Origin of the sequence: Nocardioides sp. NPDC004968 (assembly GCF_040608935.1) — a bacterium.
Lineage (GTDB): Bacteria > Actinomycetota > Actinomycetes > Propionibacteriales > Nocardioidaceae > Nocardioides.
In genome coordinates, this window is the sequence record NZ_JBEXJF010000025.1 from 19903 (window position 1) to 40841 (window position 20939).

18 protein-coding genes are annotated in these 20939 nt (G+C 69.9%); 10 read left to right on the forward strand and 8 right to left on the reverse strand.

Features of this window, described 5'->3' with window-relative positions; translation table 11 throughout:
• Window positions 1–364 precede the first annotated feature (364 nt).
• Window positions 365–904, forward strand: coding sequence for a GNAT family N-acetyltransferase (locus ABZU72_RS20215; protein ID WP_355020613.1), 540 nt, complete (start codon window positions 365–367; stop codon window positions 902–904).
• A 12-nt stretch (window positions 905–916) separates the two neighbouring features.
• Here ABZU72_RS20215 and ABZU72_RS20220 read toward each other — a convergent pair whose 3' ends face one another.
• The 3 genes from ABZU72_RS20220 to obgE form a co-directional block, all read right to left on the reverse strand.
• The gene (locus ABZU72_RS20220) at window positions 917–1891 is read right to left on the reverse strand and encodes an endonuclease/exonuclease/phosphatase family protein (protein ID WP_355020614.1); all 975 of its coding nucleotides are present in this window, start codon (window positions 1889–1891) and stop codon (window positions 917–919) included.
• Window positions 1888–3000, reverse strand: coding sequence for a glutamate 5-kinase (gene proB, locus ABZU72_RS20225; protein ID WP_355020615.1), 1113 nt, complete (start codon window positions 2998–3000; stop codon window positions 1888–1890). The genes ABZU72_RS20220 and proB overlap by 4 nt, the downstream gene beginning before the upstream one ends.
• 99 nt (window positions 3001–3099) lie before the next feature.
• Window positions 3100–4656, reverse strand: a complete 1557-nt coding sequence (obgE, locus tag ABZU72_RS20230) for a GTPase ObgE (RefSeq protein ID WP_355020616.1) — start codon at window positions 4654–4656, stop codon at window positions 3100–3102.
• Window positions 4657–4733: 77 nt separating this feature from the next.
• Between obgE and ABZU72_RS20235 the strand changes: the two genes are divergently transcribed.
• Window positions 4734–5588: an LLM class flavin-dependent oxidoreductase gene (locus ABZU72_RS20235; RefSeq protein WP_355020617.1), complete on the forward strand. Its 855-nt coding sequence runs from the start codon at window positions 4734–4736 to the stop codon at window positions 5586–5588.
• Window positions 5589–5653: 65 nt separating this feature from the next.
• On the opposite strand, the gene rpmA is transcribed toward ABZU72_RS20235, so the two are convergent.
• Window positions 5654–5911, reverse strand: coding sequence for a 50S ribosomal protein L27 (rpmA, locus tag ABZU72_RS20240; protein WP_141803598.1), 258 nt, complete (start codon window positions 5909–5911; stop codon window positions 5654–5656).
• A 36-nt stretch (window positions 5912–5947) separates the two neighbouring features.
• On the reverse strand, window positions 5948–6250 hold the full coding sequence (gene rplU / locus ABZU72_RS20245) for a 50S ribosomal protein L21 (protein ID WP_160024636.1): 303 nt from the start codon (window positions 6248–6250) through the stop codon (window positions 5948–5950).
• A gap of 299 nt (window positions 6251–6549) precedes the next feature.
• Here rplU and ABZU72_RS20250 point away from each other — a divergent pair, with 299 nt between their 5' ends.
• The 6 genes from ABZU72_RS20250 to ABZU72_RS20275 all read left to right on the forward strand — a co-directional run bounded on the left by ABZU72_RS20250 (window position 6550) and on the right by ABZU72_RS20275 (window position 13114).
• Complete coding sequence (locus ABZU72_RS20250) at window positions 6550–7332, forward strand: DeoR/GlpR family DNA-binding transcription regulator (RefSeq protein WP_355020618.1); 783 nt, start codon at window positions 6550–6552, stop codon at window positions 7330–7332.
• A gap of 121 nt (window positions 7333–7453) precedes the next feature.
• Complete coding sequence (locus ABZU72_RS20255; protein WP_355020619.1) at window positions 7454–8830, forward strand: sugar ABC transporter substrate-binding protein; 1377 nt, start codon at window positions 7454–7456, stop codon at window positions 8828–8830.
• Entirely contained in the window at window positions 8830–9780 is a 951-nt protein-coding gene (locus ABZU72_RS20260) for a sugar ABC transporter permease (RefSeq protein WP_355020620.1), read from the forward strand. The genes ABZU72_RS20255 and ABZU72_RS20260 overlap by 1 nt, the downstream gene beginning before the upstream one ends.
• Window positions 9780–10616 (forward strand): carbohydrate ABC transporter permease, encoded by an 837-nt coding sequence (locus tag ABZU72_RS20265; protein ID WP_355020621.1) that lies wholly within the window; start codon window positions 9780–9782, stop codon window positions 10614–10616. The genes ABZU72_RS20260 and ABZU72_RS20265 overlap by 1 nt, the downstream gene beginning before the upstream one ends.
• Window positions 10617–10657: 41 nt before the next feature.
• Window positions 10658–12088, forward strand: a complete 1431-nt coding sequence (locus ABZU72_RS20270) for a mannitol dehydrogenase family protein (protein WP_355020622.1) — start codon at window positions 10658–10660, stop codon at window positions 12086–12088.
• 123 nt (window positions 12089–12211) lie between these two features.
• Window positions 12212–13114, forward strand: a complete 903-nt coding sequence (locus tag ABZU72_RS20275) for a DUF559 domain-containing protein (protein ID WP_355020623.1) — start codon at window positions 12212–12214, stop codon at window positions 13112–13114.
• A gap of 109 nt (window positions 13115–13223) precedes the next feature.
• On the opposite strand, the gene ABZU72_RS20280 is transcribed toward ABZU72_RS20275, so the two are convergent.
• Window positions 13224–16784, reverse strand: coding sequence for an Rne/Rng family ribonuclease (locus tag ABZU72_RS20280; RefSeq protein ID WP_355020624.1), 3561 nt, complete (start codon window positions 16782–16784; stop codon window positions 13224–13226).
• Between the two features lie 481 nt (window positions 16785–17265).
• On the opposite strand from ABZU72_RS20280, the gene ABZU72_RS20285 reads away from it, so the two are divergent.
• Both ABZU72_RS20285 and ABZU72_RS20290 read left to right on the forward strand, forming a co-directional pair.
• Window positions 17266–18162: an ABC transporter ATP-binding protein gene (locus ABZU72_RS20285; RefSeq protein WP_355020625.1), complete on the forward strand. Its 897-nt coding sequence runs from the start codon at window positions 17266–17268 to the stop codon at window positions 18160–18162.
• Window positions 18159–18884, forward strand: coding sequence for a hypothetical protein (locus ABZU72_RS20290; RefSeq protein ID WP_355020626.1), 726 nt, complete (start codon window positions 18159–18161; stop codon window positions 18882–18884). Before ABZU72_RS20285 ends, ABZU72_RS20290 begins: the two co-directional genes overlap by 4 nt.
• Window positions 18885–18903: 19 nt before the next feature.
• Here the strand turns inward: ABZU72_RS20290 and ABZU72_RS20295 are convergent, their stop codons facing one another.
• On the reverse strand, window positions 18904–20100 hold the full coding sequence (locus ABZU72_RS20295) for a winged helix DNA-binding domain-containing protein (RefSeq protein WP_355020627.1): 1197 nt from the start codon (window positions 20098–20100) through the stop codon (window positions 18904–18906).
• 24 nt (window positions 20101–20124) lie between these two features.
• Entirely contained in the window at window positions 20125–20853 is a 729-nt protein-coding gene (locus tag ABZU72_RS20300) for a TIGR03936 family radical SAM-associated protein (RefSeq protein ID WP_355020628.1), read from the reverse strand.
• Between the last annotated feature and the right edge of the window lie 86 nt (window positions 20854–20939).

A 20939-nucleotide genomic window follows, 5' to 3' on the forward strand; every position in this document is an offset into this window, starting at 1 on the left:
ACGCTGTTTTTGCGGTGAGCGTACGGCCTAGCACCTGTGGATGGTAAGTGGCCCGAAGGGCCACCCTCACACCCCTCGACGCCAACCTTTCAAGCAAAGATTCTCTCCGCGCCACACCCGGGCCGCCGCCCCGATAGCCAGCCAAATCTTTTCTCGACGGGCCCCGGTGTCAAGGACCGCGAAGCGGCCGGCGAAGCCGGCGGCCGAAGGCCGTCCTTTACTCCGGGGACCGTCGAGAAGACCCTCAAAGAAAGGGTCGGCGGCCCACCCCAACCAAGAAGCACAGCACCCGACGAACCAGAACCACCCACGTACAACCCAAAAGGCCCCTGACCAACCCCGAACCCAGCTACCGTCCAAGAGCATGAAACCCCTGGGCGACGTCCCCTGGCCCCCAGACCCGATCGTCACCGAGCGCCTGATCCTCCGAGAGACCAGGACGGAAGACAGACCAGGTCTGGCCAAGCTTCTCTCGGACGAGGAAGTACAGGCCTACCTCGGCGGCCCGCAGCACACCCGAGAACAGCTGGAGCAGCTGATCCCGGAGGATCCGAACACCAGGCCCGGAATCTTCGCCGTCGAGCACGCGGGCGAGTTCATCGGAAGGATCACGATCCAGCGCCGCGATCGGGCGTGGGCACACCACGTACGCGAGGAGGGCGACGAGGTCGAGCTCGGCTATGAGTTTCTTCCAACATCGTGGGGCGCAGGCATCGCGACAGAAGCGACCAGAGCCGCCCTCGGCTGGATCGAGAAGACGCTCCCGGGCGAGCCGGTCGTCCTCACCACCCAGGTGGCCAACGGACGCTCCCTGCGCCTGGCCCGCAGGCTCGGGTTCGTCGAGGTGGAGCGGTTCGAGGCCTACGGCGCAAAGCAGTGGTTCGGGGCCCTCAAGACCGGCTAGCCCGGCGGAGCCTCACTCCTCGGGAGTACCGAGGTAGGCGACCAGCGCCAGGTGGTCGGAGCCCGGGACCTCGACCGTCTTCGTCGCCAGCGCGACCAGGTCATCCCCGATCAGGACATGGTCGATCGCGGTCGAAGGTGGAAGAGGTACGCCGGCGAAACCCTCGGTCGGCCAGGTGGGCTGCCATCCGGCGTTGCTGGCCCGGGCCGCGTCCTGCAGGTCTGCGTCGCCGAGGAGTCGCCGGACCGTGTGGTGGTCGAGCGAGGCGTTCAGGTCGCCCAGGACGAGGTCGGGCTTCTCCGCGGCCGCCTCCTCGATCATCAGCTCCTGCTCGGCAGGCCAGGTTGCGAGCGTGGGCGGCGCCGGGTGCGCGACGACGACCCGCCACTCCCCCACGTCGGCGACCCACGACCCCATCGCCGTGTCGATCCGGCGCGACTTGGTGATCGGCTGGTCGGCGAAGATCATCGTGCCCATGGTGCCGGGTGCGGCCTCGCCGATCCGGTAGGGCAGCTGGTCGCGCAGCGTCCTAGACAGCTTCGCGAACGCCTCCGGGGTGATCTCCTGGATGGCGAGCACGTTGACCTTGTGCGCACGCACCGTCTCGACCACGACGTCGGTGTCGCCCTTGCCCTCGAGAAGGTTGGTGGTCATCACGGTCAACGGCTCACCGGCGCTGGTCGCGCGGGATCCCGCATAGAGCGGCGCCTGCCAGGCCACGTGCACGGCCAACAACAGCGCGACGACCCCGGCGACGACCGCGAGCCGGATCCGGCCGGGACCGGTGGCCAGCCAGACCAGGACCAGGACCGCGACCAGGCACAGGGCGTACAACCCGACCCCGAAGGGCGCGAACGCGGCCAGGCGCACTGCCCGCAGGTCGGTGCTCGCCAGCGCCCGGGAGAACGTGATCGCCAACGCTGGCAGGCCACAGAGGACGAGCACTCCCCACGCCAGCGCCAAGGGAACCCACCGTGCTCTGCTCACAACACGACCAGGTCGTCGCGGTGGATGACCTCCCGAGCGTACGCAGCCCCGAGATTGGCCTCGAGATAGCCGGAGGACCGCCCGGCCAGCCTCGGGATCTCGTCGGCGTCGTAGTTCACCAGGCCGCGCGCGACGGCCACGCCCGACGGGTCGACGACGTCGACCGGGTCGCCGGCATGGAACGCGCCGGAGTAGCCGGTGACCCCCGCGGCGAGCAGCGAGGCGCCGCGGCGACTGATCGCGGCGACCGCACCGGCGTCGACGGTGATCGAGCCGACCGGCTCGGTCGCGTGCTGAAGCCACAGCAGACGCGCGGGGCGTCGTTTGCCGACGGCATGGAACAGGGTGCCGACGGCCTCGCCCGCGAGCGCAGCCTCTGCCTGAGCGGCCGAGGTCAGCACGACCGGGACGCCGTCGTCGACAGCGATCCGGGCGGCCTCCAGCTTGGTCACCATGCCCCCTGTGCCGACTCCGGCGGCACCGGCCTTGCCGATGGTCACGCCGTCGAGGTCGGCCAGCGAGGCGACCTCGTCGATCCGCCGCGAGCCGGGCTGGGACGGCGGCGCGTCGTAGAGCGCGTCGACGTCGCTGAGCAGCACCAGCAGGTCGGCCTTGACCAAGTGGGCCACCAGTGCCGCAAGCCTGTCGTTGTCGCCGAACCGGATCTCGGAGGTGGCCACGGTGTCGTTCTCGTTGACGATCGGGAGCACACCCAGGTCGAGCAGCTTCGACAGCGTCGCGTCGGCGTTGCGATAGTGGGCCCGCCGGTTCAGGTCATCGACCGTGAGCAGCACCTGACCTGCGATGATGCCGTGTCGGGCGAGCTCGTCTGTGTAGCGGTGAACGAGCAGCCCCTGCCCCACGCTCGCCGCCGCCTGCTGCTTGGCCAGCGCCCGCGGACGCTTGGCCAGTCCCAACGGCGACAGCCCGGCCGCGATCGCCCCGGAGGAGACCAGCACGACCTCGGCGCCGGTGGCCCGGGTCTTGGCGAGCACGTCGACCAAGGCGCTCACCCGGTCGGGGTCGATGCCCCCTGCGGCCGTCGTCAGCGACGACGATCCGACCTTGACCACCACCCGGCGTGCCCCGGTCACGACCTCGCGCTGCACCGATCCCCCTCGTACGTCAGCCTGTGCTCTCCGCTGCGCCGGATCCTACCGGCGCCGACGCCGCTCGATCCGCCGCTTTCCGCTGGTCGGGCGGGGCCGCTACTCCCCCGAGCGTGTTCTTGAGTCCGCCGACGGGTCGTCCTCGGCCCAGTCCGGGTCGTCCTCCCCGCCGATCTCGTACGCCACCGGGCCGGCCCCGTCGCGCAGCCGGCGGGCGACGTCGGCGCGGGCTTCGTACTCTTCCTTGGTCTCCATCCCGGCGTCGATCTCGCGCCGCCTGGAAGCAGCGGGCCGCTCCTCGTAGAAGCGCTGGTCCTCACCGCGGCGGCCGAGCATCTCGGCACCGGTGTCGATCGAGGGACGGAAGTCGAAGACGACCGAGTTCGCCGGGTCGCCGATGATGACGGTGTCGCCCTCCTCGGCCCCGAGCTCGACCAGGCGCTTCTCGACGCCGAGCCGGTTGAGGCGGTCGGCGAGATAGCCGACGGCCTCCTCGTTCTCGAAGTCGGTCTGCCGCACCCAGCGCTCGGGCTGCGGGCCGCGTACGAGGAATTCGCCGTTCTTCGACACCTTGACCGTGAACCCGTTCTTGCCCTCCACGCCCTCGGGGCGCAGCACGATCCGGGTCGGCGGCGCCACCGCGACGTCCTTGCGGGAGTCAGCGACGATCTCGGCCATCGCGTAGATCAGCTGCTGGGTGCCCTCGCCGGAGGCGGCGGAGATCTCGAAGACCTTCATCCCGCGCTTCTCGAACTCGCCGATGGTCATCTCGGCGATCTCGCGGCCGTCGGGGACGTCGACCTTGTTCAGCGCGACCAGCCGGGGCCGGTCCTCGAGGCCGCCGTGGCGGGAGAGCTCGTTCTCGATGACGTCGAGGTCGTCGACCGGGTTGCGGCCCGGCTCGATGCTCGCGGTGTCGATGACGTGGACGAGCGCGGCACAGCGCTCGATGTGGCGCAGGAACTCGTGACCGAGCCCGCGACCGTCGGCGGCACCCTCGATCAGGCCCGGCACGTCGGCGACGGTGAAGGTGATCTCGCCGCCCTTCACGACGCCGAGGTTGGGCACCAGGGTCGTGAACGGGTAGTCGGCGATCTTCGGCCTGGCGCGCGAGATCGCCGCGATCAGGGACGACTTGCCGGCGCTCGGGAACCCGACCAGGCCGATGTCGGCGACGACCTTGAGCTCCAGCCCGATCTCTCGCGCCTCACCCGGCTCGCCAAGGAGCGCGAAGCCAGGAGCCTTGCGCTTGGAGGAGGCCAGTGCCGCGTTGCCGAGCCCGCCACGGCCGCCCTCGGCGATGACCAGCTCGGAGCCCGGGCCGACCAGGTCGGCGAGGACGTTGCCGTTCATGTCGGTCACCACGGTGCCGTCGGGGACGGAGAGCACCATGTCCTCGCCGTGGGCGCCGTTCTTGTGGTCACCGGCGCCCTGCCCGCCGTTGGGAGCCTTGCGCTTGGGACTGTGGTGGTAGTCGATCAGGGTGGTCACATCGGGGTCGACGCGCAGGATGATCGACCCGCCAGGGCCGCCGTTGCCGCCGTCGGGACCGCCCAGCGGCTTGAACTTCTCGCGGTGAACCGACGCCACCCCGTGTCCGCCGCGACCGGCCTCGACGTGGAGGGTGACGCGGTCGACGAAGGTGGGTACAGCCATGTCTCCAGCCTACCGACGGCACGCCCCACACCTGTTATCCGCGCGACGCGTCGCAGCCTCGGGTGCAGACTGTGCGCATGCGTGTGGGAACAGTGATGTGGCCGATCGAGGACTGGCCGGCGATGGGCGAGCGTTGGGTGCAGGCCGAGCAGCTCGGGTTCGAGACGGCGTGGGTCTACGACCACCTGGCCTGGCGCGGGCACAGCCCGTGGGAGGAGGCGTTCACGTCGATGGCGGCCGCGGCCGCCCTGACCTCCTCGATCCGGCTGGGCACGCTGGTCACCACCCCGAACTTCCGTACGCCGATCCCGACCGCCGCGGCGATCCGCAGCCTCGACCGGATCTCCGGTGGGCGCGTGACGATCGGCATCGGCGCGGGCGGCGACGACCACACCTCCGACGGGGACGTGCTCGGGCGGGAGTTCACGCCTCGCGAGCGCGCCGACCGGTTCGCGGAGTGGACCCGCACCGTCGACCAGCTGCTGCGCGACTCGCCGGTGACCATCGACGGCGAGCACTGGCAGACCCACGAGGTCACCGTCTCCCCCGGTCAGGTGCAGCAGCCCCGCACCCCGCTGTGGCTGGCCGGCAACGGCCCGCGCGGGATCCGGCTCGCGGCCGAGGTCGGCGACGGGTGGATCGCCAATCCGCAGAGCGACGACCCGAAGGCGTACGTCGCCCAGCGGCTCGACATGCTCCGTACGGCCTGCGAGAAGGCCGGCCGGGACTTCGACGCGATGCCGAAGCTCTTCATGTCCGGCTTCACCGACGAGCCGTGGACCGAGTCGGCCGACGCGTTCGAGGACCTCGCCGGCTCCTACGCCGAGATCGGGATCACCGACATCGCGATCCACTGGCCGCGTGCCGGGACCCGCTGGGAGGTCCCGTGGGACACCTTCGAGGCGATCGCACAGCGCGCGACGGAGATCTGAGACCACCAAAACCCGAAAGGGCGCTCCCCCAGCGGGGAGCGCCCTTTCGAAGAAGTGCTATCGAATCAGGCGTCAGCCGGAACGATGTTGATCACGCGGCGGCCGCGGCGCTTGCCGAACTCGACCGCGCCGGGCTGCAGGGCGAACAGGGTGTCGTCGCCGCCACGGCCGACGTTGGTGCCGGGGTGGAAGTGGGTGCCACGCTGGCGGACGATGATCTCGCCGGCGCTGACGACCTGGCCGCCGAAGCGCTTCACGCCGAGGCGCTGGGCGTTGGAGTCGCGACCGTTCTTGGTGCTTGCCGCACCCTTCTTGTGTGCCATCTTCTCAGTCCTTTAAGTGTCTCTAGAACGCCGGAATCAGGCGTTGATCGCGGTGACCTTGACCTGGGTGTACTTCTGACGGTGACCCTGGCGCTTCTTGTAGCCGGTCTTGTTCTTGTACTTCTGGATGATGATCTTCGGGCCCTTGGAGGCACCGACGATCTCAGCAGCAACCGAAGCCTTGTCGAGGCCGGTCGAGGTCACGTTCTCGCCGTCGACCAGGAGGACCACGGGCAGCGAGACGGCCGAGCCGTTCTCACCGTCGAGGCGGTCGATCTCGATGACGTCGCCGACAACGACCTTCTGCTGCTTGCTGCCAGCCTTCACGATCGCGTACACCGCGGTCTCCTTCATTGCTCCGAACTCAAAGTCTTGTGTCGACCCGCGGCAAGGCAGACCGGACCCCGAAGCGATAGGTGCCAGCAGATGCCTGCAGGAACGGCGCACTGCGCACGCCGAGATTCAATCTTACGTACGCGGCGAGGTAGCCGCAAAACGCCGCGGCACCGTCCGCCCGACAGTGTCGACACGAAGTGCCGGCGCCATGGTGCCTCAGAACCCCGCAATCACACCAACCGGGCGCCCGGTTCGGCGGCAACCCCTACGAACCGGGCACGATTCCGGGCATGATGGCGCCCATGACGTCCACCGAACCGTCGCTCGCGAACGAGGCCCGGCAGGAGGAGATCCTGGCGCGCGCACGCACGACCGGCCGGGTGTCGGTGGCCGATCTCGCACCCGATCTCGGGGTGAGCGTCGAGACGATCCGGCGCGACCTCAAGGTGCTCGCCGACCGCGGCGTCGTGGAGCGGGTCTACGGTGGCGCGGTCGCCCTGGAGAGCGGCAGCTTCGAGACCTCCCTCGAGTTCCGCGCGGGCCGCGACGTCGACGAGAAGCACCGGATCGCCCGGGCCGCCCTCCAGCACCGGCACGGCGCGGAGACGATCTACATCGACGAGGGCACGATGCCGCAGTTCCTCGCCGAGGAGATCCTCGGTCAGGGACCCGCGACGATCATCACCCCCTCGCTCCCGGTGGCCACCCGTCTCTCCGCGGACCCGGACCTCACCGTGATCGTCCTGGGCGGGCGGGTCCGCACCATCACCCGGGGCGTCGTGGACCAGTGGGCGACCCGGATGCTCGCCGACCTGGTGATCGACCTCGCCTACATCGGCGCCAACGGGATCTCCCGGGAGCAGGGCCTGACCACTCAGGACCCCTCGGTGGCCGCGGTGAAGCGGACCGCCATCGAGCGATCGAGGCGGCGGATCTTCTTCGGCGCCCACACCAAGTTCGGGGCCTCCAGCCTGTGTCGTTTCGCCGGCGTACGCGACTTCGAGCTGCTCATCACCGGCACTGAGCTGCCGGCCTCCGAGGCCCGCCGGTTCTCAGCCCTCGGACCCCGGGTCGTACGCGCCTGAGACGAGGGCTGAGAACGGGCAGCAACCGGGCGCTTCGGGCGCACCGACCGGGCTAGGGGGTCTGGCCCGAATTACGCCATCGTGGTCCGTGACGACAGTCACACTGCGAGGAGGCAGATCGATGCGGGTACGGAGACGGACCTCCGCAGCGCTGACAGCGCTCTCATTGACCACCGTTTTGTTGACGGCATGCGGGACCGGCGGACTGGGCGCCGGCGGGACGAGCGCGGGCGAGCACAGCATCACGGTGCTGATGGTCAACAATCCCCAGATGCTCGAGCTCCAGGAGCTCACCGCGGAGCACTTCACCGAGGAGACCGGGATCGAGGTGAACTTCGTGGTCAAGGTCGAGCAGGACATGCGCGACACCGCGAGCACCGAGTTCGCCAACCAGTCCGGGATCTATGACGTGGCGACGCTGTCCAACTTCGAGATCCCTTACTACGCCGAGGCCGGCTGGATCTCGGACATGGAGAGCATCGCGAACGACCCCGAGTTCGACCAGGACGACATCCTGCCGCCCATGACCGAGGCGCTCTCGGCCAACGGCAAGGTCTACGGCCAGCCGTTCTACGGCGAGTCCTCGTTCCTGATGTACCGCAAGGACCTGTTCGAGAAGCACGGCATCGAGATGCCGGCCAACCCGACCTGGGAGCAGGTCGCCGGCTTCGCCGCCCAGATCAACGAGGCCGAGGCCGACATGCGCGGCATCTGCCTGCGTGGCCTGGCCGGCTGGGGCGACAACCTCGCCTCGATCACGACGGTGGTCAACACCATGGGCGGCACCTGGTTCGACGAGGACTGGAACGCCCAGGTCAACAAGGGCGGCTTCAAGAAGGCGGCCAACTTCTATGTCGACCTGGTCCGCGAGCACGGCGAGGCCGGCGCCGCGACCTTCAGCTTCCCGCAGTGCCTCAACGCCATGCAGCAGGGCAAGGTCGCGATGTGGTACGACGCCACCTCCGGTGCCGGGTCGCTGGAGGCAGAGGACTCGCCGGTCAAGGGCAAGGTCGGCTACGTCGCCGCCCCGCACGACCAGACCGAGAACGCCGGCTGGCTCTACACCTGGGCGTGGGCGATCCAGAAGGCGTCACGGCACCAGGAGGACGCCAAGAAGTTCGTCGCCTGGGCCTCCAGCAAGGAGTACGAGCAGCTGGTGATGGCCGACACCGAGAACGACACCGGCGGGCCGACCAACGTTCCCGCGGGCAAGCGTGCCTCGACCTATGCGGACCCCGACTACCTCGAGGTAGCCGGCTCCTTCGCGACCCCGACCGTGAACGCGATCAAGAATGCCCAGGCCGACAACCCCGGCGTCCAGAAGCGGCCCTACAACGGCATCCAGTTCGTCGGGGTTCCGAGCTTCACCGGCTTCGGCACCGAGTGCGCCAAGCAGCTCAGCAGCGCCATCTCCGGCTCGAAGACCACCGACGCGGCACTCGACCGCTGTCAGTCGCTCGCCCAGGCGTACGGCGACGTCCAGAAGGAGAAGCAGTGATGGCCACCGTGACCGCACCACTCCGTGAAACGACCGAGCCGACGGCGACCCGGCCGCCCGCGGCGTACAAGAAATGGGGCCGGGAGTCGTGGAAACTGCGCGCGCCACTGCTGCCCGCGCTGATCTTCCTGATCGTGGTGACGCAGCTGCCGTTCGTGGCGACGCTGGTGATGTCGTTCATGAACTGGAGCGCTCAGCCCGACGCGCCGGAGCGCAGCTTCGCCGGCCTCGACAACTTCAAGACCGTGTTCACGACGCCGGCCTACCGTACGGCCGTCCTGAACACGATCGAGATGACCGTGGTCGTCGTCGGCGTCAGCGCCGTGCTCGCCCTCGGGATCGCGATGCTGCTCAACCACGCCTTCATCGGCCGCGGTCTGGTGCGCACGATGATGATCGCGCCGTTCCTGATCGTGCCGATCGCGGCCGCGGTCTTCTGGGGCAACGGCATCCTGATGACCGGGTTCGGCCTGGTCGACGGTGTGCTCGGTCAGCTCGGGGTGCCGGGTGCGCAGGACATCGCGTTCCTCACCGACCATCCGAAGCTCGCCATCGAGATCGAGCTGATCTGGCAGTGGACGCCGTTCATGATGCTGATCCTGCTCGCCGGCCTGCAGTCGCAGGATCCTGAGGTGCTAGAGGCGGCGAGTATCGACGGCTGCAGCGGGTGGCAGACGTTCGTGCACATGACGCTCCCCCACGTACGCCGCTACCTCGAGCTCTCGATCGTGCTCGGCACGATCTTCATCGTCCAGAACTTCGACTCGGTCCTCGGCATGACCGGTGGGCTGAACTCCACCAACATCCCGTACGCCGTCTACGAGACGTTCTACTCGGCCAAGGACTACGGCGTCGCCTCCGCACTGGGCGTCGTCGTGGTCATCGGCTCACTGATCATCGCGACCTTCGCGCTGCGCGTCGTGTCGTCCCTGCTCGAGGAGGAGAGCTGATGAACACCTGGAACCGGCAACGGGTGGCGAAGATCGTCATCCCGATCGCAGCGTGGCTGGTCGGCATCATCTTCGTGATCCCGATCCTCTACATGGTCCTGACGTCGCTGCACGCACCGCAGGACGCTCAGACGTACCCGCCCAGCTGGGGTGCCCCGCTGACGCTGGACAACTACACCGGCCTGTTCACCTCCGCGAACCCGATCACCCCGGCGCTGATCAACTCGGTGATCACCAGCGTGATCTCGACGCTGCTCGTGCTCGCCCTGGCCATCCCCGCCGCGTACGCCCTGGCGATCAGGCCGGTGAGGAAGTGGTCGGACGTGATGTTCTTCTTCCTCTCGACCAAGATGCTGCCGATGGTCGCGGGCATCCTGCCGCTCTACCTGTTCACGACGAAGGTCATCAACATGCCCGACAACGTGATCGTCCTGATCCTGATCTACACCGCGATGAACCTGCCGATCGCGGTCTGGATGATGCGCTCTTTCCTGGTCGAGGTGCCGCCCGCGATCATCGAGGCGGCCTCGATCGACGGCGCCAGCACGTTCCGCATCCTGACCCGCATCGTGGCCCCGATCGCCATGCCCGGCGTCGCGGCCACCTCGTTGATCTGCTTCATCTTCGCCTGGAACGAGCAGCTCTACGCCAAGGTGCTCACCAGCGTCGCCGCCCAGACCGGACCGGTCTACGTGAACACCCTGATCCAGACCGAGCACGCCTACCTCGCCGAACTGGCCGCCGGGGCGACGCTGATCTCGCTGCCCGTGCTCATCGCCGGGTTCGCCGCTCAGGACAAGCTGGTGCAGGGACTCTCCCTCGGGGCGGTCAAGTGATCTATCCGCGACTCACGACAGGCCGACTCGGCGAGCTCTCCGTGTCCGTTGCCGTCCCTGCCTACGACCGCTCCGCCGTCACGCCCGGGATCGTGCATCTCGGGGTCGGTGGCTTCCACCGCGCCCACCAGGCGCGCTACGTCGACGACCTGCTCGCCTCGGGCGTCCGCGACTGGGGCATCGTCGGGGTGGGGCTGATGCCTCAGGACGTACGCATGCGGGATGCTCTCGCAGCGCAGGACCATCTCTACACGCTCGTCGAGCGGGCGCCGGACGGGGGCGTGCGGGGGCGGGTGATCGGCTCGATCATCGACTACCTCTTCGCCCCCGACTCCCCCACGGACGTGCTGGCGCTGCTCACCGACCCGCGGATCCGGATCGTGTCGCTGACCATCACCGAGGGCGGCTATCACGTCAACCAGGCGACCGGCGGCTTCGACGCCTCCGATCCCGCCATCCAGGAGGACCTGCGGCCGGGGGCGGTGCCCTCGACGGCGTTCGGCTACGTCGTGGAGGCGCTGGCTCGCCGCCGGGCCGCCGGGGTGGCCCCGTTCACGGTCATGTCCTGCGACAACATCGCCGGAAACGGGGAGGTCGCCCGGGCGATGCTGTCTTCCTTCGCGTCCTTGCGTGACCCGGCGCTGGGTGACTGGATCGGGTCCGAGGTGGCCTTCCCGAGCTCGATGGTGGACCGGATCACCCCGGCCACCACCGACGCCGACGTCGAGGAGGTCGGCTGGCGGTTCGGGATCGGAGACGCCTGGCCGGTCGTCAGCGAGCCGTTCTCCCAGTGGGTGCTCGAGGACCACTTCCCCCAGGGACGGCCGCCGTTCGAGCAGGCCGGGGTCGAGATGGTGCCCGATGTCGAGCCCTATGAGCTGATGAAGCTGCGGCTCCTCAACGCCAGCCACCAGGCGCTGTGCTACCTCGGCTATCTGTCCGGCTACCGCTACGCCCACGAGGTCTGCACGGACCCGCTGTTCGTCGACTTCCTGCTCGGCTACATGTCGCAGGAGGGCACCCCGACCCTGCCGCAGGTGCCCGGGGTGGACCTGCCGGGCTACCAGCGGGAGCTGATCTCCCGCTTCGCCAATCCCTATATCCGCGACACCCTGGCGCGGCTGTGTGCGGAGAGCTCCGACCGGATCCCGAAGTGGCTCGTACCCGTCATCTCGGCCCAGCTCGCCTCGGGCGGCTCCGTCCGCCGGTCGGCGCTCGTCGTCGCCTCCTGGGCCCGCTACGCCGAGGGCGTCGACGAGCAGGGCGCGCCGATCGACATCATCGACCGGCGCCGGGCCGATGTGACGGCCCGCGCGATCGCGCAGCGCGAGGACCCGCTCGCCTTCCTCCGCGACCCCGACCTCTTCGGCGACCTCGTCGACTCCCCTGAGTTCACCGAGCCGTACGCCGAGGCGCTGGCGTCGTTGCACGCGGTCGGCGCGCGGAAGACTCTCGAGTCCTGGGAGACCTGACACACAGTTGGTGCGATCCGGGCGGGTCGGCGGGGATATGAGGTTGAACCGTGTGCATCGATGCACCAGGTTGATCCCATCCCGGCAGCCGACCTGCCCAGACATCGATCCTCGAGGTGAACTGTGTGCGCCGCGCCCGCTCTGACAGACGTCCTCCGCGTACGCGGCGGGGCTGCCACCCGCAAAGAGCTGCTCGACCTGGGGCTCCGCGACGAACTCAACGCGGCTCTGTCTGCCGGGACAGCCATCGCGCTCACCGGCGCTCGTGTGGTACTTCCCGGGCTCCCCGACGACAAGTCGGCGGCACTCGCCATCGGCGGGGTCGTCTCCGGGCTCAGCGCCGCACGCGTGTGGGGCTGGTCGCTGAAGCACGAGCCGAGCGAGATCGAGGTGACCGTGCCGCGCAACAGCTCACGCAAGGCGCGACCAGGTGTGGTCGTACGCCGTCGGGATCTGCCCGTCGGCGCAAACTCGACCGGCGCCATCACCTCTCGGGCGCAGACCGTGGTCGACTGCGCCCGAGACCTCCCGTTCGACGAGGCGTTGTGCATCGCCGACTCGGCGCTGCGCGACGGGCTGGCCACCGGGCTGACCCGTGAAGACCTGGTTGCCGCAGCCGCGGCCTTACCCCGCACCGGGCGTCGGCGCGCCTTCGATGTGATCGCCGTCGCCGACCCACGAGCGGCGAACGCGTTCGAGTCGGTGACCAGGGCCATCGTGCTCCCGATCGCAGGTCTCTCCGTCGAACCCCAAGGCGACCTGGGACTCAGCGAAGCGGGTGCGGAGCAGTACGGCGATCTGGTCGACGCGCGCCTGAAGCTCCTCATCGAGTGCGAATCCTGGGCCTACCACTCCGGCGAGGAGCCGTTTCGACGCGACATCCGCCGCTATACCGACCTGGTCGCGCGGGGCTGGACCGTCCTCCGGTTCGTCTGGGAGGACGTGATGCAGCGGCCTGACTACGTACGTCGCCAGGTCGAGCGAGTCGTCGAACGCCTTGGTCCTCAGACCGTCCCGCGCGGATAGCCGCTGGTCACCGGCCCACCTGCGCAGCGCCCGAAACGAGGTGGGAGCAGCGGGAACGCCGGAGCCCCGGTGACCGCTGGTGCGGTCACCGGGGCTCCTGAGACGTACGTCAGCTGTCCTGGGACGGCGTGGTGTCGCGGCTGGCGCCACCGCGGGTGCGGGTCACGACCTTCGGCGCCGGGGTCGAGGCGGTGCCGTTGCTGACGACCGGCGCCTCGGACTTGGTCGCGGTCATCACCGCGCCCTCGCCGGTGCTCACGACCTCGCGGCGGGCGCCGCGGCGCTGCCGGGTGACCACCTTGGGCTTGGAGTCGACCGGCTCGGCCGCAACCGGCTCGGCCACGATCGGCTCCGGCTTCGACTCGGGCTCAGTCACCTCGGGCTCGACGGCCGGGGCCACAGGAGCGGGCTCCTCCTCGGCGACCGGCTCGGTCGCAACCGGCTCGGACACAACCGGCGTGGACGGCGCCGGCTCCGGCTTCGACGCGGTCGAGCTACCGACGACGGCGGCCAGGACCGGACGGCCGGTGGTGGCGGCACGGCGGGTGCGCGTACGCGTGGTGACCTTCGGGGCCTCCGGCTCGGCCGGGGTCTTCGGCTCGGCCGGAGTCTCGGCCGCCGGGGTCTCGGCGGCCGGGGTCTCGGCGGGCGTCTCGGCCGGCTCGGTGACCGGGGTCGACGCCTTGGACCGGCGCGAGCGGGTGCGGGTCGTGACCTTGGGAGGCTCGACCGCCGCCGGCTCGGGCGCAGCCTCGACGGGCTCGGCCACCGTGGACTCAGCGGGGGTCTCGACCGGCTCGGCCGCCGGGGCCGATGCCTTGGACCGGCGCGAACGCGTGCGGGTCGTGACCTTGGGTGCCTCGGCGGGCTCGGCGGGGGTCTCGACGGGCTCGACGACCTGGGCAGCCGGCTCGTCGGCCTTCTCCACGCTGTCACTCTGTCCGGCCATGGCGGCGAACTCGGCGGGCGTGGGCGTCTTGGCGGACTCCTCGACGGGCTCGGCGCGCTGCTCGGTGCCGATCTCGTCCTTGCCCTTGCCGCGGCCACCGCGACCACCACGACGGCGCGAACGCGGCTCGTCGGGGGCGACACCGGAGGACTTGCCGGCCTCGACCGGGTGCTCGTGGATCACCAGGCCACGACCGCCACAGGCGTCGCAGTTCTCGGTGAAGGCCTCGAGCAGGCCGGTGCCGATCCGCTTACGAGTCATCTGAACCAGGCCCAGCGAGGTGACCTCGGCGACCTGGTGACGGGTACGGTCGCGGCCCAGGCACTCGACCAGGCGACGAAGGACCAGGTCACGGTTGGACTCGAGGACCATGTCGATGAAGTCGACGACGATGATGCCGCCGATGTCGCGCAGCCGGAGCTGGCGCACGATCTCCTCGGCCGCCTCGAGGTTGTTCTTGGTGACCGTCTCCTCCAGGTTGCCACCGGAGCCGGTGAACTTGCCGGTGTTGACGTCGACGACGGTCATCGCCTCGGTGCGGTCGATGACCAGCGAGCCACCCGAGGGCAGCCAGACCTTGCGGTCCAGGCCCTTCGCGATCTGCTCGTCGATGCGGTACGCGGCGAAGGCGTCAGCCTCGCCGTCGTACTTCTCCACCCGCTCCTCGAGGTCGGGGGCCACCGACTGGACGTAGTCCTTGACGGTCTCCCACGACGAGTCGCCGGAGATGACCAGCTTGGCGAAGTCCTCGGTGAACAGGTCGCGCACGACCTTGAGGGTCAGGTCGGGCTCGCCGTAGAGCAGCTGCGGGGCGTTACCGTTGGCCTTCTTCTCGATGTCCTCCCAGCGCGCCTTGAGCCGCTCGACGTCACGCGTGAGCTCGTCCTCGGCAGCGCCCTCGGCAGCGGTGCGTACGATCACGCCGGCCGTGTCGGGGACGATCTCCTTCAGGAGGGTCTTGAGGCGGTTGCGCTCGGTGTCGGGCAGCTTGCGGGAGATGCCGGAGGTGGTGCCGTCGGGCACGTAGACCAGGAAGCGGCCGGCCAGCGAGATCTGCGAGGTCAGGCGGGCGCCCTTGTGGCCGATCGGGTCCTTCGTCACCTGGACGAGCACCTTCTGGCCGGAGGTCAGCACCGACTCGATCTTGCGGGGCTGGCCCTCCTTCCAGCCGAGCGAGGCCCAGTTGACCTCACCGGCGTAGAGCACCGCGTTGCGGCCCTTGCCGATGTCGATGAATGCGGCCTCCATGCTCGGCAGCACGTTCTGGACACGGCCCAGGTAGACGTTGCCGATCAGGCTGGTCTGGCTCTCGCGGGCGACGTAGTGCTCCACGAGCACCTTGTCCTCGAGCACCGCGATCTGGGTGAGGTCCTCGAGTTCACGGATCACCATGACCCGGTCGACCGACTCGCGGCGGGCCAGGAACTCAGCCTCGCTCACGATCGGGGCGCGACGACGACCGGCCTCGCGGCCCTCGCGGCGGCGCTGCTTCTTGGCCTCCAGGCGGGTCGAGCCGGCCAGCGCGGTGATCTGGTCATCACCGGTGCGGCTCTGGCGAACCTTGGTGACGGTGTTCTCCGGGTCGTCCCCGGTGGCGGCGTCGCCCGAGGCCTCGCCGGCCCGGCGGCGGCGACGACGACGGCGCGAGGAGGTGCTGCCCTCGCCCTGGTCGGCGTCGGCGTCCTTGCCGGCGTCGTCACTCTCGGCCTTGGAGTCGTCGGACCTGTCGTCGTTGTCGGACGCGTCGGAGCCGTCGGCGTCGCCGTTGGCACCCTTGCGACGGCGGCGGCCGCCACGGCGGCGGCGGCGACGGCCGTTGCCGCCGCCCTCACCGTCGTCGGCCGAGCTGTCGTCGGACTCGGTCTCGGGCTCGGTGGTCTCGGCCTCGGGCTGCGTCTCGTCGGCAGGCTTCTCCTCGACCGGGGCCGCGTTGCGCGAGCTGCGCTTGCGGGTCCGGGTGGGGGCCGCCTCCTCCTTCGCGATCTCGGCGGCGGGCTCGGCAGCGGGCTCAGCGGCCTGCGGCTCGTCCTCGGCGGGCGCCTCGACAGCAGCCTCGACCGGCTCCTCGACGGGCTTCGGCTCCGCCGTCTTGCGCGTACGCCGGCGGGTGGTCGTCTTGGTCGGCGCCTGGAACAGCACCGCGGGGGCCGGCGGACCGGCCTGCTCGGCGTCGGTCTCCTCGAGGGTCTCGTCGGCGACCTCCTCGGCGGGGGTCTCGACGGGCTCGACGACGGGCGCGGCGGCCTTCTTGGCGGCCGTCTTCTTCGCGGTGGTCCGCTTGGCGGTGGTCTTCTTCGCCGCCGTCTTCTTGGCCGGAGCCTCGACGGTCTCGGCGGGAGCCTCTGGAGCCTCGGAGGTCTCGCCCTCCGGTGCGGTGGTGGCCTCGGGGGTCTCGACCTCGGCCGGCACGGGGGCGGCAGCCTTCTTGGTCGTACGCTTCCGGGTCGTCTTCTTCGCCGCCGTCTTCTTGGCGGGGGCCTCGGCTGCCTCAGTGGTCTCAGCAGACTCGGCGTTCTCGGCGGCGGGGGCCTCGACAGCCTCCGCCGGGGCCGCGGCGGCCTTCTTGGTGGTGCGCTTGCGCGTGGTCTTCTTCGCCGCGGTCTTCTTCGCGGGAGTGGTCTCGCCGGTCGCTTCCGCGTCGGTCGTGGGGGTGTCGGTCACCGGAGCCTGCGCTGTTTCAGCGCCGTTCTCGGTGTTCTCGACAGTGGTCTCGTCGGCCATGCCGTTCTCCTCATCCAGGACCTTCACAGGTGCCGGATAGTCAGGTGCCGGGAAACGGGCGCTGCGCAGTATCGAACTTTTTCCACGTAGCAGCCGCGTCGCGGCGCAAAGCTTGTCAGGGCGGCGGCATCCTCCGCAGCGGTGCGTCACAGGTGGCGGTTCGTCACCTGCCGCGGTCGCTCGGCCGTCCGGGACCTTCCCGGGCGAGTCGCTCTCACTGACCTGCTAGGCCTGCGTCGCGGTCTGGTGACGCCCTACCTCCTGTGTGCCGGAGTGCGGCCCCGGAGGGTCCACGCCGGCGAGGCGTCGTCGGACTGTCCATTCCTCGGGGCGGGCCCGATTATTTGAGCAGTCGTCTCGGAGTATCGCATACACCCTGTCAACAGATCGATATCCGGGATGAACGTACGCCCCTGGACGGACCTGCCAGATCATCCCGCGGGCTGATTCGCCCGCCGGGCCGCGCGCCTAGGCTCGGCGTGTGATCCAACTGCGCAACCTCACCAAGAGGTACGGCGACAAGACCGCCGTGGACGACCTCACCCTCGATCTCGAGCCCGGGTCCGTGACCGGCTTCCTGGGCCCCAACGGCGCCGGGAAGTCGACCACGATGCGTCTCATCCTCGGCCTCGACGCCGCGACGTCGGGCACTGCGACCGTCGACGGCAAGGCGTACGCCGATCTCGACCGTCCCGCGCACACCATCGGCGCGCTCCTGGACGCCAAGGCGGTCCATCCGGGCCGTTCGGGACGAGACCACCTGCGCGCGATGGCCCGCAGTCAGGGCATCGAGGACCGCCGGGTCGACGAGGTCCTGGAGCTGACCGGCATGACCGCTGCCGGCCGCCGCCGTGCCGGGATGTACTCCCTGGGCATGAGCCAGCGCCTCGGCATCGCGGGCGCGCTCCTCGGCGATCCCAAGGTGCTGATGCTCGATGAGCCGGTCAACGGCCTCGATCCCGACGGCGTGCGCTGGATTCGTACGCTGCTTCGCGGCCTCGCCGCCGAGGGCCGCACCGTCTTCGTCTCCTCCCATCTGATGAGCGAGATGGAGCAGACCGCCGACCGGCTCGTCGTCCTGGGCCGCGGGCGCCTGGTCGCCGACGCACCGATGAGCGAGTTCCTCTCCCCCAGCGGCACCCGTGTCCGCGGCCCCGCGCTCGGTCCGCTCGCCGATCTGCTGGCCGGCCACGAGGTCACCTGGAACGGCGAGAACGAGCTGACCGTGGCGGTGCTGTCCCCCGAGGAGGTCGGCACGCTCGCCCATCGGGCCGGGGTGCTCCTGCATCTGCTCGAACCGGTCGAACCGACCCTGGAGGAGTCCTACGTGAAGCTGACCGCGGATGCCGTCGAGTACGCCGCCGGAGGTGCCGCATGAGTGCCCTCGCACGGGTCGTGAGCTCGGAGTGGCTCAAGATCCGGACCGTACGCTCCTCGCTCTGGTTCCTCAGTGGCGCAACCGCGATCATGCTGCTGACCTCGGTGCTCCAGGCCGACGACGGCGATCCGTCGGCCGTCGCCTCCACGGCGTCGGTGATCGGGTCGACGCAGTACTTCGTCCAGTTCCTCGCCGCCGCCTTCGGCATCCTCGCGATCACCGCGGAGTTCGCGTCGCGCTCGATCACCGTCACCTTCGCGTGTACGCCTTCGCGGACCCGGGTGCTGAGCGCCAAGGCGCTGGTCGTGGCGACGAGCGTCCTCGTGGCTGGGGTGGCCGTGGCCGGGCTCGGCCTGCTGGCCGCGGCGATCCGGCTCGGGGAGCTCGGCGACCTCACCGGCGGCGACGTCGCATTCGTCCTGCGGCTCGGCGTGTTCCTGGCACTGCTCGCGACCGTCGGCCTCGGTTTCGGGGGCCTGTTCCGCCGCACCGCCGGTGCGCTCTCCTTCGTGCTCTTCCTGCTGCTGCTGATGCCGGAGCTGCTCGGGCTGCTCGCCCAGCGGTTCGGCTGGTCGTGGCTGGAGACCGCGATCGACTACACCCCGGCACCGGCGGGGTACGCGCTCGTCCAGGGTGACTGGCTCTTCGGCGGCGTACTCCTGATCTGGGCGGTCGGACTGGTCGCCGGCTCCGCCTGGGTGCTGCGCCGCCGCGACGTCTGACCCTCGCCTGCGGTCGTCCCTAGGGGAGCCGCGCGTCCTTCATCTGCCGCGAGGCGTACACGTTGGTGATCACCACACCGTCCAGCCAGGCGGTCAACCGCTCCGCCTCGGCCTCCAGCGCCTCCCGGCCCGCGCCGCCGATGTCGTGGCGCACGATCGGGTGCACCCGGCCCTCGTCGTCCTGCGCCCAGGCCCCGACGATCCGGCCGTCCCACCAGGCGGTGTTGCCGGCGTTGCCGTTGGAGTCGAAGAGGTACGCCACATCCTCGGCGTCCAGATAGAACCCGCGTTCCTTCCAGCCCATGACGGTGGGATCGAGGGTGGGCAGCAGCGCTGCCCAGGGCTCGATCTCGGGCTCCGGCGAGGTGGCGATCGGGTCGTCGGGAAGGACCCATCCCGTGCCACCGCCCTCGAGCCCGACCTCCACGGCACCGACCGCGGCGAGCGCGGCCCGTACGGCCGACTTCGTGGACCCGAGCCACCAGACCACGTCGGCCTCGGTGCCCGGACCGAAGGTCCCCAGCCAGCGGCGGACGATCTCGGCATAACCCTCGTCAGCGGGAAGCGGAGCAGGCGCATCGGGCAACCACGACTCAAGCAGCGTCCAGGCAGGCTTGTTCAGCCGCCAGTGACCGAGGTTGGTCGCCCGCATCAGCCGACCCTGCGCGGCGAGGGTGCCGATCACCCAGCGCCCGATCGGAAACTCTCCGCCCCACTTCTTGCCGGGCGTGCCCATCCGGAAGCGGGCGTCGAGCTCCGGCACCAGCTCACGCAGCTGCGTCGTGGTCCGCGGCTCTCCGTCGGCCAGCGCGGCCAGCGTCGCGGCGTACGCCTTCTCGATCCAGCCGCCCTGGTCCTCGTGGATGCCGCCGGCAGTCAGCCACTTGTAGAGGTTCTTCTCCTCCTGGGCGGCCACCCGGGCCGAGGCGCTCCCCAGCGCGGCCGACAGCAGGTCGCGAGGGAAGGCGAAAAGCGTACGCCGCATCGCCAGCTGCTTGACCAGCGAGCGCTCCTCGTAGAGCGCCCGCTCGACGTCCTCGACGCGGAGGTCGTGGACCCGCGCATGCAGCGCGAGGTGGACGGTCGCGGCCTCGGTCGCGTGCCAGGCGGTCATCGCCTGCGTCGCGGCCGCCACGTCGGCGTACCTGTGGTCGGGGGCGAGCCCGTGCCTTCGGGCCAGTCTCGCCCGGCGCTCACGGTCGGTGACCATTCTCATCGGCAGAGCCTCACCCAAGGCACGTTAGTGGAGCGGGTCGCCGATCGTGCCGGAAGCCTCGTCGAAGACCCCCTGGCTGAGCCGGGTCAGGAGCGGCAGCCCGCCGTGCTCGGGGCCGACCCTCAGGCCGCCGATGCGCTCCAGGCCGGTGACGACGTCGTCGGGACGTACGGTCGGGGTGCCGTGCTTGAGCAGGAGCTCCAGCCGGGAGCCACCCTCGCGGGGCGCCGAGCCGAGGCGTACGACCGCTCCTCGGGCATCGAACTCGCGCAGACCCTTCTTGGTCATCCGGGACACGATGACCTCCTCGGCTCCGAGGAACGCCTCGACCGCCGCAGCCGCCTCCTCCGGCGCCGTCGGGAGGTCGATGATCCACTCGCTGCCGGTGAGCAGGTCGGCCAGCGCGCCCTTGGGCGAGGTGGCGGTGTCCACGACGTCGATCAGGTCGAGACCGTCGGGCATGACCTCGTCCAGGGCAGCCTTGGTCGCGGCGGGGTCGACCGTCTCGCGCAGTCCCAGCTCGACGTACTCGGCCTCGCTCGCCGCTCCCGTCGGAGCCGCACCGGCGTAGGAGATCCGCGGGTGCGGGTTGAAGCCCGAGGAGTAGGCCACCGGGATCCGGGCCCGGGCGACCGCGCGCTCGAAGGCTCGGCTGAAGTCGCGGTGGCTGGTGAACCGGAGGCGGCCGCGCTTCGCGTAGCGGATGCGGAGACGCTGGACCGGCGGGGCCTGCTGTTCGGGCTGTTGACGCACGGGTCGATTATGTCGGTCCAGGGGCGCGATCACCCATCCGGCGAATGGAAAGCGAACGGTCTGTAACGGTTTGCACACCAAAAATG